21 protein-coding genes are annotated in these 14678 nt (G+C 70.0%); 4 read left to right on the top strand and 17 right to left on the bottom strand.

The features are described from left to right. The first annotated feature begins 61 nt into the window (after positions 1-61). The 4 genes from ADY59_RS14070 (at position 62) to ADY59_RS14055 (ending at position 1358) form a co-directional block, all read left to right on the top strand. Entirely contained in the window at positions 62-253 is a 192-nt protein-coding gene (locus ADY59_RS14070; RefSeq protein WP_049562261.1) for a hypothetical protein, read from the top strand. 5 nt (positions 254-258) lie between these two features. After that, a complete protein-coding gene (locus tag ADY59_RS14065) occupies positions 259-486 on the top strand; it encodes a hypothetical protein (RefSeq protein ID WP_049562259.1) in 228 nt (75 codons plus the stop codon). Between the two features lie 31 nt (positions 487-517). Beyond that, the gene (locus ADY59_RS14060; RefSeq protein ID WP_049562255.1) at positions 518-814 is read left to right on the top strand and encodes a hypothetical protein; all 297 of its coding nucleotides are present in this window, start codon (positions 518-520) and stop codon (positions 812-814) included. Between the two features lie 61 nt (positions 815-875). Beyond that, the gene (locus ADY59_RS14055) at positions 876-1358 is read left to right on the top strand and encodes a hypothetical protein (RefSeq protein WP_049562253.1); all 483 of its coding nucleotides are present in this window, start codon (positions 876-878) and stop codon (positions 1356-1358) included. Between the two features lie 236 nt (positions 1359-1594). On the opposite strand, the gene ADY59_RS14050 is transcribed toward ADY59_RS14055, so the two are convergent. The 17 genes from ADY59_RS14050 to ADY59_RS13975 form a co-directional block, all read right to left on the bottom strand. Beyond that, positions 1595-1870, bottom strand: a complete 276-nt coding sequence (locus ADY59_RS14050; RefSeq protein ID WP_049562252.1) for a hypothetical protein — start codon at positions 1868-1870, stop codon at positions 1595-1597. A gap of 72 nt (positions 1871-1942) precedes the next feature. Then, positions 1943-2707 (bottom strand): CHAP domain-containing protein, encoded by a 765-nt coding sequence (locus ADY59_RS47520; protein WP_156325487.1) that lies wholly within the window; start codon positions 2705-2707, stop codon positions 1943-1945. Beyond that, entirely contained in the window at positions 2704-2853 is a 150-nt protein-coding gene (locus tag ADY59_RS51345; RefSeq protein WP_197093627.1) for a hypothetical protein, read from the bottom strand. Before ADY59_RS51345 ends, ADY59_RS47520 begins: the two co-directional genes overlap by 4 nt. Further along, positions 2843-3172, bottom strand: a complete 330-nt coding sequence (locus tag ADY59_RS14040; RefSeq protein ID WP_156325486.1) for a hypothetical protein — start codon at positions 3170-3172, stop codon at positions 2843-2845. Before ADY59_RS14040 ends, ADY59_RS51345 begins: the two co-directional genes overlap by 11 nt. Beyond that, positions 3169-3600, bottom strand: coding sequence for a hypothetical protein (locus tag ADY59_RS14035; RefSeq protein ID WP_049562250.1), 432 nt, complete (start codon positions 3598-3600; stop codon positions 3169-3171). The genes ADY59_RS14040 and ADY59_RS14035 overlap by 4 nt, the downstream gene beginning before the upstream one ends. Beyond that, on the bottom strand, positions 3597-4055 hold the full coding sequence (locus tag ADY59_RS14030; protein WP_049562249.1) for a hypothetical protein: 459 nt from the start codon (positions 4053-4055) through the stop codon (positions 3597-3599). Before ADY59_RS14030 ends, ADY59_RS14035 begins: the two co-directional genes overlap by 4 nt. Continuing rightward, positions 4052-4972: a hypothetical protein gene (locus ADY59_RS14025; RefSeq protein WP_049562248.1), complete on the bottom strand. Its 921-nt coding sequence runs from the start codon at positions 4970-4972 to the stop codon at positions 4052-4054. The genes ADY59_RS14030 and ADY59_RS14025 overlap by 4 nt, the downstream gene beginning before the upstream one ends. 10 nt (positions 4973-4982) lie before the next feature. Next, the gene (locus ADY59_RS14020) at positions 4983-7730 is read right to left on the bottom strand and encodes a hypothetical protein (protein WP_156325485.1); all 2748 of its coding nucleotides are present in this window, start codon (positions 7728-7730) and stop codon (positions 4983-4985) included. Next, positions 7730-10390 carry a hypothetical protein gene (locus ADY59_RS14015; RefSeq protein WP_049562246.1) on the bottom strand — a complete coding sequence of 887 codons (2661 nt, stop codon included), beginning with the start codon at positions 10388-10390 and terminating at the stop codon, positions 7730-7732. The genes ADY59_RS14020 and ADY59_RS14015 overlap by 1 nt, the downstream gene beginning before the upstream one ends. Positions 10391-10531: 141 nt before the next feature. Continuing rightward, on the bottom strand, positions 10532-10963 hold the full coding sequence (locus tag ADY59_RS14010) for a hypothetical protein (protein ID WP_049562245.1): 432 nt from the start codon (positions 10961-10963) through the stop codon (positions 10532-10534). Beyond that, positions 10960-11385 (bottom strand): hypothetical protein, encoded by a 426-nt coding sequence (locus ADY59_RS14005; RefSeq protein ID WP_197093626.1) that lies wholly within the window; start codon positions 11383-11385, stop codon positions 10960-10962. Before ADY59_RS14005 ends, ADY59_RS14010 begins: the two co-directional genes overlap by 4 nt. Positions 11386-11387: 2 nt before the next feature. Beyond that, entirely contained in the window at positions 11388-11606 is a 219-nt protein-coding gene (locus ADY59_RS14000) for a hypothetical protein (protein ID WP_156325484.1), read from the bottom strand. Positions 11607-11611: 5 nt separating this feature from the next. Continuing rightward, positions 11612-12043 carry a hypothetical protein gene (locus tag ADY59_RS13995; RefSeq protein WP_049562243.1) on the bottom strand — a complete coding sequence of 144 codons (432 nt, stop codon included), beginning with the start codon at positions 12041-12043 and terminating at the stop codon, positions 11612-11614. Continuing rightward, the gene (locus tag ADY59_RS13990; protein ID WP_049562242.1) at positions 12040-12354 is read right to left on the bottom strand and encodes a hypothetical protein; all 315 of its coding nucleotides are present in this window, start codon (positions 12352-12354) and stop codon (positions 12040-12042) included. Before ADY59_RS13990 ends, ADY59_RS13995 begins: the two co-directional genes overlap by 4 nt. Then, positions 12354-13109, bottom strand: coding sequence for a hypothetical protein (locus tag ADY59_RS13985; protein ID WP_049562240.1), 756 nt, complete (start codon positions 13107-13109; stop codon positions 12354-12356). Before ADY59_RS13985 ends, ADY59_RS13990 begins: the two co-directional genes overlap by 1 nt. Next, the gene (locus tag ADY59_RS13980; protein WP_156325483.1) at positions 13109-14125 is read right to left on the bottom strand and encodes a hypothetical protein; all 1017 of its coding nucleotides are present in this window, start codon (positions 14123-14125) and stop codon (positions 13109-13111) included. The genes ADY59_RS13985 and ADY59_RS13980 overlap by 1 nt, the downstream gene beginning before the upstream one ends. Further along, positions 14122-14514 (bottom strand): hypothetical protein, encoded by a 393-nt coding sequence (locus ADY59_RS13975; RefSeq protein ID WP_049562237.1) that lies wholly within the window; start codon positions 14512-14514, stop codon positions 14122-14124. Before ADY59_RS13975 ends, ADY59_RS13980 begins: the two co-directional genes overlap by 4 nt. Positions 14515-14678: the final 164 nt, after the last annotated feature.

Raw genomic sequence — 14678 nt, 5'->3', positions numbered from 1 at the left:
CCCGGACATGGGCCGTCCGCCCTCTTCCGTCGCATAGCCACCCACCAGGAAGGAGCCCTTCATGAGCAAGCCCAAGACCGCCAAGGAAGTCCTCGACCAGCTCGGCGCGAAGTGGTCGCCCGACTTCGACGACTACGCGTCCGGCAAGACCAGCAGCCCGCGTTGCGTGCTGTGCAGGCACAGCCCGTGCGACTGCCCGGAGTTCGGGACGCCCGAGTACTTCGCGCTGATCGACAAGCGGCACGGACGGTGAGCGGCATGACGTACGAGAAGGCCCTAGCGGCGGCCCGGAAGGTCGGCAACGCGAACGCCGACGACGCGGGCGCGATGGCGCTGTACTGCGCCGACATCCTCCAACTCATGGTCGGCGCCGCGTCCCCCAGGCTCGTGTGGGAGGGCGCCCAGAAGGCCGGGATGACGCACCTGCAGCTCGCCCTGCTGGCGCAGAAGGACCCGGCCAAGGTGCATGACCTGATGTGGAGCTAGGCCAGGACGACGACGCAGAACGGAGAACACGATGACCAACCCGCCCGCGCTCCCCACCTGGGAGACCATGACCGACCTCGACAAGGGCTGCGCACTCCTACACCTGGCCAAGGTTGAGAGCGACGGCAGCGCGTACGCCCGCCAGCACTACCCGGCCCGCTACTTGTCCCACCCCGTGCTCAAGGCCCTCGACAAGGCCGCCGCCTGCGACCACGCAGCGAGCCTGTTCGCCGACGGCATCGACGGCGCCTACGAGCGGCTCGGCGGCGACGAGGCTGACCGGCTGTACGACCTGGCCCTCGATGCTGATCGGGGAATGTCGCGATGAACCGGCCGCCCCAGCCCGGTAGCCTCGCACACGCACCCGACCACACGCGAGGAGACAGCGCATGCGCCCGATGAGGTTCCAGGCCACCCTGCAAACCATGCTCACAGGCAGCCCGGCCATCACCGGCGTACGCATCCCCGCCGACGACCCCAGACTCGACAACGCCGTCGAAGTCACCCTCGCCAGCGGAGCCCGGCTGATGCTCACCACCATCGGCTCAGCAGCCCCCGGCGCCAACGACTACAGCGTGCCCGAGGAGATCGTCGAAGGGGACCCACTCCCAGCGGTCCCGCCCGTGCACCTCGACACATCCAACGGCGTCCGAGTCGCCGACGTCGGCGCTTTCCTGGCCGCAGCCATTACCAACGCGGGCAGCAAGGAAATCTCGGCGGTGCAGGTGATGGCCCCCAACTCGCCGCCCGAGCACGCCATCGAGGTCGCGTTCCACTCCGGCGCGAAGGTGTGGATCTATCTCCGGCACGCTCTCCGCGCCGGAGAGCAGCCATCCCCGCAGCAGGCGTACAAGGTGAAGGCCGCCATCTGAGCGGAGTGCGTCGGAAACGAGCGAGAGCCCCGGGATGCTTCCCCATACCCGGGGCTCTCGCACGTCCACTGTAAGACCTGATGTCCGGATTCGCTTATCGTGTGGCGCGGCCCGACGGCATCCTCATCGAGCCGATCGTGCTCGCAGCAAGAAACGCCCCCGATCCTCCTGAGAGGGCGGGGGCGTTCTCGCCCAGGCGTCGGGGCTACCGTACGCCCGGATCGCCGGGAGGTCTACTACTCGTCCCGAACCGCAACCACGAGCGGGCGGCCGCGGTTGTCGCGCGGGTCCGCGACCGGGGTGGTCTTCCGCTGCGACGTGAACCACGCCCACGCGAACAGGGCGGCGTCGAAGAGCTGCTCGACACCGGACTCGGTGAGCTCCCATTCGGGCGGGATCCAGCCGAGGGCGATGCCGAGCCTGGCGAGCCCCATGGCGACGAGGGCGACCGCCCCGCGCACCATGAGCGGGTAGCGGACGGAGACCGGGACGGGGTACGGGGTGTGTGTCATAGCCCCTCCTTCAGGGGGTGCCGGCCTCGCGCGAGGTCGGGGATTTGGGGTCCTGCCGGGCGGTGTGCCTGGTCAGGCGTCTGCGACGTCGAGCCGGATCGTGACCTGCTCGATCTCCGACCGGATCCGTGCGACGAGCGCCTCGACGTCGATCTCGTCATCGCGCTGCGCGAGCACGGCGACGAGCTCGCGGATGGTGGCGTTCTGCGCGTCGAGCTGGGCCAGGATCTGACGGAGCTTCACGCCGTGGTCGACCAGCACGCTGCGGGGCTTCCAGGTCGGGTTCGCCTCGGTGGCGTACGGGACCGGCATCGTGTCGGTCTCCCATGCCGCCTTGTAGATCTCGTCACGTGTCATGTCGTCCTCCTCGTACGGCGGGTTCCAGAACCCCGCGATGTCCCCGGCGCCACGGACGCGCCGCTTGCACTGGTTGCCGGTGTTGCCCTCGATGGTTTGGACCCGGCCGTCGCCGAGCACCTGCTCGACGATGCCGACGTGGTCGACCGCGTCGGGGTCGTTGCTGCCGCCCCAGTCCATGTAGACGATCGCCCCCGGCTTCGCGTGGCGGAGGATGTTGGCGACCGTGCCGGCGTGCCAGCGGCCGAGCCGCTCGCCGTCCTCCGCCGACCACACCGTGTAGGCGCGGTCGCCGTGCGGGCAGACGGCGGCGTAGTTGCCGGACAGGTGAGCGGCCCACGTGATGGTCATCTGACACCACGGCGTGCTGCCGAGCGCGAAGTAGGAGCCGTTGCGGGACCCGTACCAGCGGTGCACCGGATTCGGCTCACCCCAGCCGAGCGCCTTCTCCATCTGCGCCAGCATCGACTGGGCGCTCACGACGGCCGCCCGCGATACACGCCGTCCGCGTCCGGGTCGCCGTACAGGCGGCGCAGCACGGCCTCCTCGTCGGGCTCGGTGGGCCCGGTCGGATGCCGGTCCACCTTGGCGGCGACCAGGTCGGCTTCTGAATCCTCATGCCTCATTCGGTTCTCCTTCCTCGCTGCGCTTCTCCAGCAGCGCGATACGGGCCTCCAACGCGTGCCTGGCCCGACGCTCCCGGTCGACCGTGTCCTCCAGCTCGCGGCGCTTCCGCCGCTCCTCGTCCAGCAGGGTTTGCAGGTCGGCCACCTGCACCGTCAGCCGGTCGTTGAGCCGCTCCAAAGACCCGACCGCGCCGATCGACTGCTCGCCCTTGTCCCTGCGCCGGTCCCGGAAGTAGGCGAGCAGGCCCGACACGGTGCCGCCGCCGAGCGCCGCAGCCAGCACCGAGCCGAGCAGCGTGAGCGCGTCCGGGCCCATCACGCCCCCCTCCGCGACAAGCCGACCCTGCGGATGTAGAGGCCTGCGGCGCCGACCAGCAGCGGGTACGCGGCCAGCAGGCCGCCCCAGCCGGAGAGCGCGACGATCGCCACCCCGTAGACGAGGCACGCCAGGGACAGCAGGTGCAGGCCGAGCAGGAACGCGGGCAGTCTGGTGGCTGTGAGCTGCCCGTCGCGTTCCCGCACGCTGGACGCGCCGGCGAGCCAGCAGGCGCAGCCGACGAGCAGGATGGCCGCCCACAGCCGGACCGCCCACCACGGCAGCAGCGTCTCCAGCGCCTGCGAAGACGCCAGCCCGACCAGCGAGGCGACGCCGGGCAGGATGCCGAGCAGCGCGAACATGCAGTCGAGCGGCTGGGCCTGCACCCAGACGGGGAGGCGGCGGACGAGGCGGGGGAGCGGGCCGGTCATGGCAGCGGGATGACGATGATGTCGCGGGCGGCGATGTCGGCGTTGTTCGGGGCGGTCCCGTTGGTGAGGTGCATGGTGCGCAGGTAGTAGAGCTGTCCGGGCGTCAGGCCCTCGATGAACGACACCCGGCTGCCGTACTGGAATTCGGTGTCCTCCCGGGCGGCGAGGTAGCCGCGGATGGTCACTGACGGGGCGAGGACCTGCGTGCCGTCCGAGTTGTCGCGGAAGAGTTGCGGGGCGAGGAACAGCCGGTCGACGGCGGAGGCGCCGTTGTCGCGGAACCCGCCGCCGAGCGTGAGCCGCACCCGGCCGCTGGGCGGGGCGATGAAGTAGACGCCCACCTCTGGGCTGCCGGTCTCATAGCTGGTGTTGGCTATCTCGGTGATGATCGTGTCATCGTGCACGTACGCGGTCGGCTGTACGGCCCGTACGAGGTCCCCGGCTTCGATGCTCATGGGATCGGCACCACCCCGATGTCTCGGCAGCCGATGTCCTGCGTGCTGCCTCCGCTGTCTGTGGTGGCGACCGCGTATTTGACGACGGCGTAGTAGAGCTGGCCCGGGGTGAGGCCCTCCAGCACCGACTCCCTGGAGCCGTAGTGGAAGGCGCCCGCGCAGATGTCGGACCCGAAGCCCCTGCTCGTGACGCTGGGGGAGAGCACCAGGTCGCCGGAGCTGTTCGTCTCCCGCACCTCCGGCGACAGGAAGATGCGGTCGCCGCCTGCGCCGTTGCCGAGCGCCCCGCCCACGATGAGCAGGACGCGGCCCGACGTGGGCGCCGTGAAAGTGACGCTCACCTCCGGCGTGCCCGTGATGTAGCCGCTGTTGGACGGGTTGTTGATCTGCGTCGAGTTCTGCGCCCACGCCGCCGGCGGGAAATCCAGCGCGCGCACCGGCCGTCCGGCGAAGCTGCCACCGAGCGGCGTTGGCGTTACGGAGATCTCCCGGCAGGCGATGTCCGCCGTGCTGCCGCCGGACACCTTGTAGAGGACGCGGGCGTAATACAGCTGCCCGGCGGTCAGCCCAGTCAGCAGCGTGGTCCGGGAGCGGTGAACGTTGGCGCCCACCTCCCCGGGCGTCCCCACGCCGCGGGTGGTCACGTCGGCCGCCAGGACGACGCTGCCGGAGACGTTGGTGAGCCGCACCTCCGGCGCAACATGGATGCGGTTGGTGCCGCCGTTGTCGCTACCGCCCATCCCCACGGACAAGATGACCGTGCCGGAGGTGGGCGCGGTGAAATTCAACTCCACCGCCGGCGACCCTGCGATGAAGGTGGTGGAGCTGATCTGGACGATGCCGGTCGTGTCGCTGTCCCACACGGCGGGAGGGAAGTCGTCGGCCGAGATCTCCGCCCCGACGAGGATGTCTACCACGGATGCCTCCTCATAGCGCGTAGATCGCAGGCTGGAACAGGGCCACCGGGGCGCCGGAGTCGTGCGCCTTGACGACGCCGTTCACCGAGCGGGTGACGGTGAGGGTTTGGACGGTGCCCGCCGCGGCGCCGACCGCGCTGACGGTCATGCGTTCGCCGCCGATCATCACGTCGAATCCGCTGGCGGTGGTCGACCAGAGCGGCCCGGTCGGGGTGGTGATGTCCACGGCCGTCTCGGTGGTGTCGAGGGCTTCGTTGAGGACGGTGTCGACCGGCATGTAGCGGCTGTCGCCGTCGTAGGTGGCGACCACCATTGGGCTCTCTGGGCTGCAGTTGAGGGTGATGGCGTGCTCGAAGTTGCCGAGCACCTCGGAGTACCCCTGGACGATCTGGCTGATGGTCTCCGGCGGCAACTGGCTGGGCGGGTTGGCGACGGTGACGCGGTCACCAACCTCCAGCGTGCGGGCGTCCTCGGTCAGGGTGGCGTCCGTCGAGAAGGATTCGTGGGCGAGGTTGATGGCGAGCTGTGGCACGCGCGCCTCGTCGACGGTCCCCATGTGCAGCCGCCAGCCGGCCTGCTCGAACAGGTCCAAGTCGTACTCCACCGAGATGGTGACCTCGGAGGGGTAGCGGCCCACCCCGTCCGGCGGGGCGAGCACGGACAGGGTGCCGGTCTCCTGCACCGCCCGCGCCGAGCTGCCGCCTTCGCGGGTGACGGTGATGTCGTTGGCGATCCTCTGGTCGTCGTCCACCGGCGACGGCGTTTCGGCGAGCTCGTGCTGCTCGTAGTCGAGGGCGAGGTGCGCGTCCTGGTTGTAGAGCGCCTCGCGCGGCCGATACCCGAGGCCCAGCACGTCGCGCGGCTCGAACAGCATGCCCATGTCTGCATCCGCAGCCTCCGTGAGCAGGGTGAGCAGCGTGGCCGGGAGCTGCGGCCCCATACGCACCGTCTGGTCGAGGTCGCCCGCCATCCGGAAGCTGACGCCTTCCTCGCCGCACAGCCGTTCGATGCGGCGGCCCGCTGTCTCGCCGCGCCACGCGTCGAGCTGCGCCCCGAGGTCGAACAGGTCCGTCACCACGTTTTGCACACTGAGGTGGCCGACGGCGGTTCCTGTTAGGCCGCCGGACGGGGACACGATCACCACTCCCACCCGGCCGAACGTGTTCCCCGAGAGGGTGCCGGTGGTGGTCAGCCCGGAAGTGGCGCCCGGCTCCAGGGTGGCGACCGCGTAGTCGATGTCCGCCCCGTCCTGCGTCAACTCGACACTCACCAGCAGGAGCTCGCCGTTGACCGCGTACGCGAGATCGCCCGTGTCGAACAGCAGCGTGCCACCCGCGTCATAGGACCTGAGCCCCAGGGTGCCGCCGGTCCCATAGTGCAGCTCCCACCGCCTGGCGGTCCCCGTCGTATAGAACGTCACGACCGCCTGGTTGTCGCCGTCGCCCGCGCTCGGAACCGCGAGCAGGCATCGCACCTGCGCGAAACCCGTGTCCGCGTGCGCCGGACACGCGCCCCTCAGCTCGGCACCGTTCAACACGAGGATCGGGTTGGATGCGGTGAAGTCCTCGAAGCTGGCCAGCTCCGGCGCCCCGGTGATGGTGAGCGGCTCATGCGCCAGCGCCGGAGCCAGCGACGTCGAGCCCTCCTCATCCTCCATCGGCCAGTACGCCACCAGGCCCGCGGTGTCGTAGATACGGCCGCGATACAGGGCGCTGCCGAGGACGCTGCCGGACTGGGCGAGCCGGCGCAGCACCCCGGACGCCTCGACGGGCACGTACACGTCCTGCCCGCTGATGTCCCACCGCGGCGGCCACGAGCTCACCTCGCCGTGGAAGCGGTAGCAGCGGTCGGAGATGGAGGCGTCGCCGTTGATCGTCCACGTGTTCGGGCTGCTGGCCGTGTCCGCGAAGCTGGTGTCGCCGGCCGTCTGGCTCGTGAAATCCGGCTTCGCCACCACGGTTCCGGCGATGCCGTTGCGGTACTCGGCGGCGAGCACACGGCCCTGCATCCCAGCGAACGTGAACGACGGGATCTTGCCGATGAACAGGCTCGACGTCGAGTTGAAAATGCTGGTCGTGCCTGCGGTGACGATGGTGTCGCCGAGCTGCGTCCACGACCCGTCCAGCGTCGGCGCGGTGTAGAAGCGCACCTCGTAGTTGCCCGAGCCGTCGTTCACGTCCAACGTGGCGCGCACCGCGAGGCGGCGGTCCGTGGTGATGGGAACGGTCTCGGTGGCGGACTCGCTCTGCTCTGCGGCGCCGTCCTCGGTCCAATACAGCCGCAGCGTCCCGCCCTCCAGCAGGTAGAGCGCCCACGAGCCTTCGTCGCCGACGCTGTCCCATTTGCCGATCAGGTCCTGGCTGATCCCGATGCCCTCCCACGAGTCGAGGACCAGGTCGATGCGGACGTCGATATCCCCGGTCACCGACAGGGCGGCGGAGTCGGGGGTGCTGGCGTAGTCGCCCATCCCGCCCGGAACGTTGAGGTACGTGGGCCCGTCCTCGACCGCCACGCGGATCGGCGTGTTGCGGCCAAGCTGCCCGTAGTAGGCGCCGACCGGGTTGCGGGGGCTGTAGTCGCCCGACCTGTTGTTGAGAGTGAGCGAGCATGAGCCATGGTCGAGGGAGGAGGCTTCGTCCGCCCGGCCGCGCTGCACCTGCACCATGTCGCGCCGGTAGACGTGCGAGGTGACGTCCACCCAGCCGCCATCGAGATACAGTTCCACGACCAGGGGCAGCACATCCTCAGGGAAAGCCATCACGTCCTCCCGAGTACGAGTTGGACGTTGCCGCCTCGGGTGCGGATGGCGCCGCGCAGGATCTTCAACAGCAGGTCGTCCACCGCGCTGCCGGAGGAGCGGAGTTCGAGCACGACTGGCGCCGGGCTGGTGCCGCCTGCGGCCATCATCGCGGCGGACTGTCCCGCGGGGACCACGCTCGACCCGAAGGGCAGCCTTGCCAGTTCGGGGCCTCGCTCGCCCACCAGGGTCCAGCCGCCGGCTGGGCCGCCGCCTGCTTTGCCGCCGGCGAGGGCGGAGCGTACGCCGGCGGTGGTGAGCCCCATCCGGTCGGCCATCGCGCCGGCGTCCTTCTTGGACAGGCCCATGCGGCGGGCCATGGTGATGAACTCGTTCCGCTGCTCCTTCATCGTCGAGAGCAGGGTGGAGCTGGAGCGGCCCTGCTCTTGCATGGCGATGACGACCTCGCGCGCAGCGTCCGCCAAGTCCAGCAAGGCACCGCGGTTCTCGCGGCCCTTCTCGGAGGTGAGGGACAGCCTCTTTCCGTTCTCTTTCAGGCTGCGGCCGGCGGCGTCCCAAGCGGCCTCGTACGCGCTGACTGCGCGGGTCTGGCCGATCAGGGTGGACGACAGCTTCTCCAGCGCCTCACGGAAGCTGAGGACCTCGCGCAGGCTGTCGACGATCCCGTCGAGCCCGCCCCTCGACGAGCCGCCCTGCTGGCCCTGCCGGAACGCCATGCTGATGCTGCCGAACCCGCCGCCGCCCATCATGCGCGCCCGAGTCTGCCCGGCCGGGCTCACGCTCGACCCGAACGGCAAGTTCACGAGCTCCGGGCCCTGCTCGCCGACCATGACCGGGGTTCCGCCGCCGATCCCGCCGGTCGCCATCTTGCGGAGGCCGCGGCCGCCGCCCGAGATGCCGCCCGACGCCCGCCCGAACCCCGGGAGGAGCTCACGCAGCGACGCCGTACCCGACTGGTAGGTGTGCGTGGTCACGTAGTTCGACCGGATGGTGACGGTCTTGCCTTGGATGGACGCCAGAGCCCGCTTGGCTGCGGCCACCTTGGCCTGCAAGTCGGAGATCTCGCCCCGGATCCGGGTCCGCTCCGGCCGGGTCAAGTTCGGGTCGTTCAGCCGGTTCTTGGCTTCCTTCAGTCGAGACTTCAGGTCGGTCAGGTCGGCCTCGACGTGCGTGGTCACCTGCTCAGGCGTCGCCAACCACTGGTCCGCCAACGCGCGCGCCTCAGCCCGCGTCCTCCCCGCTGCCTGCAGCGTGCTCACAAGCTGGTCGCGGTAGCGCTGATACTTGCCCGCGATCTCCTCGGTCGAGGCGCCCTCGGCCTGCATCGAGGAGATGTGCTTCTGCGCCGCCCGCGCCAGATCCAGCAGCGCAGACCGGTTCGCCCGGCCAGCCTCCGTGTTGACGTTCAGCGTGCGCCCGTTCTTGCGGACAGACTCCGCAGCCCGGTCGATCGCCTCCTCGACGCCGATCTGAGCATCGGCGGCATCGAGCGCGGCCCCGTTCAGCTCATCCATCGCGGTGGCCAGGTCGCGCAGCCCGACCGTGGTGTCGGCGGCCTTGCCGCCCAGGACGCCCGTTGCCTCGGCTGCCTTCTGCACCCCGTCCGGGTTGGCGGCGGCCGCGTCGAGGGCGTCCCATTGCGCCTTCTGCTTCTTCATCTGCTCGGTGTTGATGCCCATCGACTCGGCGACGCTGTGCATCCACCTGCCGAAGCTGACGCCAGCCGATTCCCCCGCGTCGTTGGCAGCCTCGATGTCGCCGGTCAGATCGGACCACGAGTCCGCCAGGTAGTCGATCGCCACCGTGGTCGCCTCCGCCGTCCGGGCGACGAACTCCAGCGCGCCGGCGATGTCGTCGGCGTGCTCCTCCGCCGTGGCGCCGAGATTCGACAGCGAGCGTTCCAGCGCGCCGAAAATCTCCGGCGAGCGGGCGGAGATCCGGTCCAGGACGGCGGAGTAGCCGCGCTCCAGAGGGCCGAGGGCGGGGCCGAGGGACGCCACCCCGTCACCGATCGACCGAACAAACCGGTCGACGGACGGCTGGCTATCCTCGAAGAACCGCGCGAGGAAGGGCTTCAGCCGGCCGAACGTGTTGCGGGTGACGGTGGCCGCGCGACTCGCAGAGTCCTCCATCGGCTGCGCCACCTCGGCCAGCTCCGAGCGGACCTCCCGCGCGGTCTGCGCCCAGTCGCGGCGCACCGCCTGCGACTGCACGGCCGAGGCGACACCAATGCCAGTCAGCGCCGCACCGGCGGCCAACGTGATGCCGCCCGCCACGGTGCCCGCACTCGCAGCCGCTCCCACCAGGCCAGCGGTCAGCAACGCCCCTGCGGCCGGGCCCAACCTGCCGAAGGTCTTCAGGGTGCTCGCGGCGAAGCCGGACACGAACCGGCCGCCCCGCTCGGTGCCGTCCTTGATCCCGTCGGAGATGCCGCCGCCGAGGTCCTGGCCGCCCTTGACGAACCTGCCCCGGGCGTCCCTCAGCCGCCCGTCTGCGCCCTCAACGATCCCGTCGCCCAGAGCGCGGCCTGCGTCCTGCCCGGCCTTGCCGAGTGTCGCCTTGGTGTCGGCGGCGAAGGCGCGCTGCTTGGTGCGGGCGGCGGCGAAGGCCGGCCCGGACTTGTCCTTGGCCGTGATGACAATTTCGACGTCATTCGCCAAGCCAGCTCACCTCCTCCCTGGGCTCCGGTCCAGCCATTTCCTCCAGCCGCAGGAGCTTGAGTAGTCCTGCGTCTTCCTGCATCAAGGCGCCGGGCAGGCAGCCGAAGCGTTCGCACTGCCGCAGCACCCACCTCGCGTGCGTTAGCTCGCGAGGCTCGGCGACAACGCATCCATCGGCAGTGACGCCTCCGGGAACGGCTCGCCACTGGCCGATTTGCTGTCCAAAGGGGCGGCGACTCCGGCGATGGCGTCGGCCCACTGGTCGAGCACCTCGCGCACGAAGCGGGGGTCCTGGTTGAGGAACTCCTGAGGCGTGCACGGGATGGGTGTGCGGGTGCCGTGCTCGTTTTCGTCTTCGAGGTTCCAGCTCACGAGGTATTCGCCGAACTCGAGGAACAGGTCGAGGAACTCTTTGCGTCCGTCCGGGGTGGAGACGTCGATGCCGCCGTCGAGGATGGGCGCGAACTGGAAGTAGGTTTCCAGGCTGGACCGTCGGGCGCGGATCTCCAGCCCGGCGAACTCGCCGTCGGCCCACGTCAGCTTGAGCGTGCGCGGGCGTACGAACCCGGTCACGCGCTGGTCCAGGTGGGGATGGCTCCGTTGGCGAGTACCAGCGGCACCTGGCCGACTAGGGACCCGTCAGCCGCCCGAGTGAGCGCGTAGTCGGTCGGGAGCAGGGTGCACAGCGGCGTGGTGCCGAGGGTCTGGCCGGACACGGTGAGTGTGAACTCTCGGGCCACGTTGGTGCTGGGCGCGGTCTTGAACACGTCGTGCGACATGTTGGCGGCGTCGTTGAACACGAGGTTCAAGGTCATGCTCATGTCGGCGAGCAGGAGCTGCCGCTCCATCGCGCTCTTGTCCACGCCCGTGATGTCTTGGACCGCCCTGGGGGTGGCGAACTCGAAGTTGGTGATGTCGTTGCGGATGTCGCGCAGGGTGCCGCTGCTGTCGTCGATCGACAGCGCGGACCAGGCGAGGCCTGATTCCTTGGCCACGGCTACTGCCCTCCCTCTTCAGCTTTCTTGATCTCGACCTGGACGCCGCCGAGCGCGGTCACGACCGACAGCAGGTCACGTTTCGGATCGGCGAACTTCTCGGTGTAGATCACCGGGACGTGGCCTGCCTGGACGTCGATGACCACGCGCTTCGTGTCGTCGTCGCACAGCCCTGCCTCCCGCAGCGCGGTGAGCAGGTCGCCGCCTATCAGGTACGCCACGTCGGTCACCCTTTCCTCTGATGGTCGGCGAGCCGGTCCTGGTGGAGGCTGAAGTCCTCAACCCAGTCCTGGCCGCGTTGATGCTGGCGGAGCGTGCCGAAGTCCTGCCGCCAGTCGCCGCCGCGCACGCTGTAGAACTCGGGCCGGGTGCGGTGCTCGGCGAAGCACCGCTGCCGCGGCTCGAACCGGAACACGGTCAGCCCCTCCGCCGTCCGCAACTCCCGGAACGTCCGCCCGGAGTCCGCCCGGATGTAGAGCGCCTGCGCACTGCCGAGGTCGGTGCGCTCGTCCACCCGCGTCTCCCAGCCGTGCAGCCAGGCGAGACAGCCCACCTCCTCGCACGCGCTGCGCACAGCCCGGTCGGGTGGCGAGATGATCCGGTACGTCTGGAACGCGCCCGCCGGCGCGGACGGGGTGATCCTCGTCAGTGGTCTCACGGCTGCCTCCCTCTCGGCGGATCCGGTCGCGGCCCACGCGGATCGGTCGGGTCGCGCGGGCCCGGACGTCTCCCCGGCGGCGGGCCAACCCGCACCGGCTCCCGCACAGGCCGGCCCGGGGCGGGGAGCGGCTGCGACGCCTGCTCCAGTCGCAGGAAGCCGGGCCGCGTGTCGGCCTGGATAAGGCCCTTGATCCCGGCGATGTGGGCGACGCCCTGCTCGTCCCACGCCTCGACCGGGACGGCGAGCAGCGTCTCGTCGTCGACCGTGTAGAGGGCGACCGTCCCGCTGGTGCACGGCGTGAAGGCCATCAGAACACCACCGAGACCGGGTTGACGCTGACGACCACGACGAAGGACAGCGACGTGAAACCGCCTGTCGTGCTCGTGACCACGCGCAGGTACTGCTCGACCGCCTGATCCCGCGCGGTCTGAATCCGCTCCGATGTCGGCCCGGCGGTGACCTCGGTGAACGCGCCGCCCGTCACCGCCGCGAACGCATCCGCCGCAGCGTCGTCCGAGGACTGCTCCAACGCGATCGTCACGTCTGTCCCGGTGAACTCGGTGACGTGCAGCCACGCCTGCAGCCCGAACGATCCGGCCGCACCGAAGTCGACGGAGTCGCCGTCGGTGGCCTCCGTGTCGGTGCGCGCCCCGGCGGTGAGCTGCCGTCCCCACTCCAGCCCGTAGCCGTTGGCGAGGGCCTGCACCGAGATGGTGAGGCTGCCGTCAGCGGCCCTGCTCGGGTCGTAGTTGATCTGTTTGCCGACCATGCAGGCGGCGGGGGAGCCGAGCGCGGTGCCGCGCCCGTACGTGCAGATCCGGTCCGTGGTCGGCAGGGTGGACAGCACCTCGTGCGCCGCGGCGGTGGCCGGGTTGAAGAACGACGTCCACTCCAGCGCCCCGTCGCGGACGAGGCCGATGCGTTCCATGCCGCTCTTGTTGATGCCGGTCACGTCCTGGGTTCCGGCGAGGCCGCCGCCGATCCGGCCCAGCGAGCCGACGTCGCCGGACAGGTCGTAGCCGCCGAGCCAGAAGGCGTCGCCGAGGCCGCTCTGTTTCGCCATCAGGGCACCTGCTCCCACACGTCGTTGATCAGCACAGGGACCGTCAGCGTCATGACCCGGTACAGGGTGCGGCCCTGCTCCAGATAGCCCGCCTGCGCCGACAACGGAGTCCCCGCCATCCCCAGCACGTCGACGTTGCGGACGTTGCCGCCGAGCTCGAAGTCGCCGCTGTAGGCGGTCATCAGCACATCCACAGCGGTCATCACCGCCGGGTCGATCGCGTCGCGCGGATCGGAGTCGGCGTTGGTGTAGATGCGCAGGTTGAACGCCACCCGCGCCGACGTCACCCGCAAACCGGACCCGGCCGGGAGTGGAGCTATGGAGTCCGCCCAGATTGCCGCTGTCAATCCGTTGCCGGGCGGGTTCGCCGGCTCGTGCGCGTTCACCCGCTCGAACAGGCCGGAGGCGAGGGCGTGGGACTGGAGAGCGTCCAGGATCGCGGCAGCATGCAGCGCCAACGCAGCCTCCAAGCTCGGTGCGGGCGTGTCGTCGAAGGTGGAGGTGGAGTTGCCTGGCGTGCCGTCCCAGGAGGAGTCGGGGGAGTCGCCGTCGAAGTAGTCGCCCAGCGTCGCAGTCTGCTCGATGAGGACCTGCGTGAAGTCGCCCGCCCCGGTCGCGAAGTTGTAGTTGTCCGTGATGATCTGGCCAAACGCGGCGTTGGCCGGGGCGGTGGCGGTGATCGACACGCGGGAGACGGTGCCGCCGGGCACGCTGTATGGGCCGTCCGAGTAGGACAGCACGTTGGCGGCGGCGTCCCGCCACTCGACGTAGATCGTGCCGGAGATGGCGGCGGCCACGTTGTCGATGTAGACGTACTCGCTGAACGTGTAGGTCTCGCCCGGGGTGACGGCGCCGCGCGCGCTGCTGGTGAACGTGCCCGAGCTGTACCGGGCCGCCCACTGCCGGTCGAAGCCCTGCCCGGTCACGTCCGTCCTGGTGGGTGTGGAGCCGCCACCCCACCCGTCCGCGTCGTTGGCCAGGGCGGGGTTAACGCACAGGTTGCGGCGGATCGTCATTGCAACCTGCCGATGTAGCGGCGCAACGTCTGCTGCGCGATCTGCGGGGCCTTCTTCTTCAGGTGCTGGGCGACCCGCCGGAACGTGAAATACCCCTCAAACCGCGTGACGGGGCTGTTGCGGGAGCCGACGCCTTCCAGCCACCACCCGTAGATCACCCGGTCGTCGTACAGCACGCGGGTGAGCGGGCCGATCGGCCTGTTACGGATCCGGGACTGGTAGTGGCCGGTCGGATGCTTGAGCACGCGGACGAGCGTGAACCCGATGTCGCGGAAGCCCTGCTCGGCCACCTCGTCGACCGCCGCCTGCGCGAAATCGTCGAGCACGCGGGGCGCGCGGCCGTCGTAGACGGGGCCCTTCATGTGGATCGTCGCGTGGATCTCAAGCACGGGTCTCACCCCTCGCCCTGCGCATGTGCGGCCCCGCCAGCGCCGCCACCTCGCCCCGTCCGCCTCGGACGACCGTGCCGCACGAGCACCTGAAGACGACCACGCCTGTCGCCGCGGCCCGCCGCCACCCATCAACCGGGGGCAACTCGCGCGCCTCTGCGCGG

It is taken from the genome of Nonomuraea sp. SBT364 (assembly GCF_001083785.1).
Classification (GTDB): domain Bacteria; phylum Actinomycetota; class Actinomycetes; order Streptosporangiales; family Streptosporangiaceae; genus Nonomuraea.
Note: the sequence above shows the minus strand (reverse complement) of the source record. Positions and strands in the feature narration are given on the sequence as shown.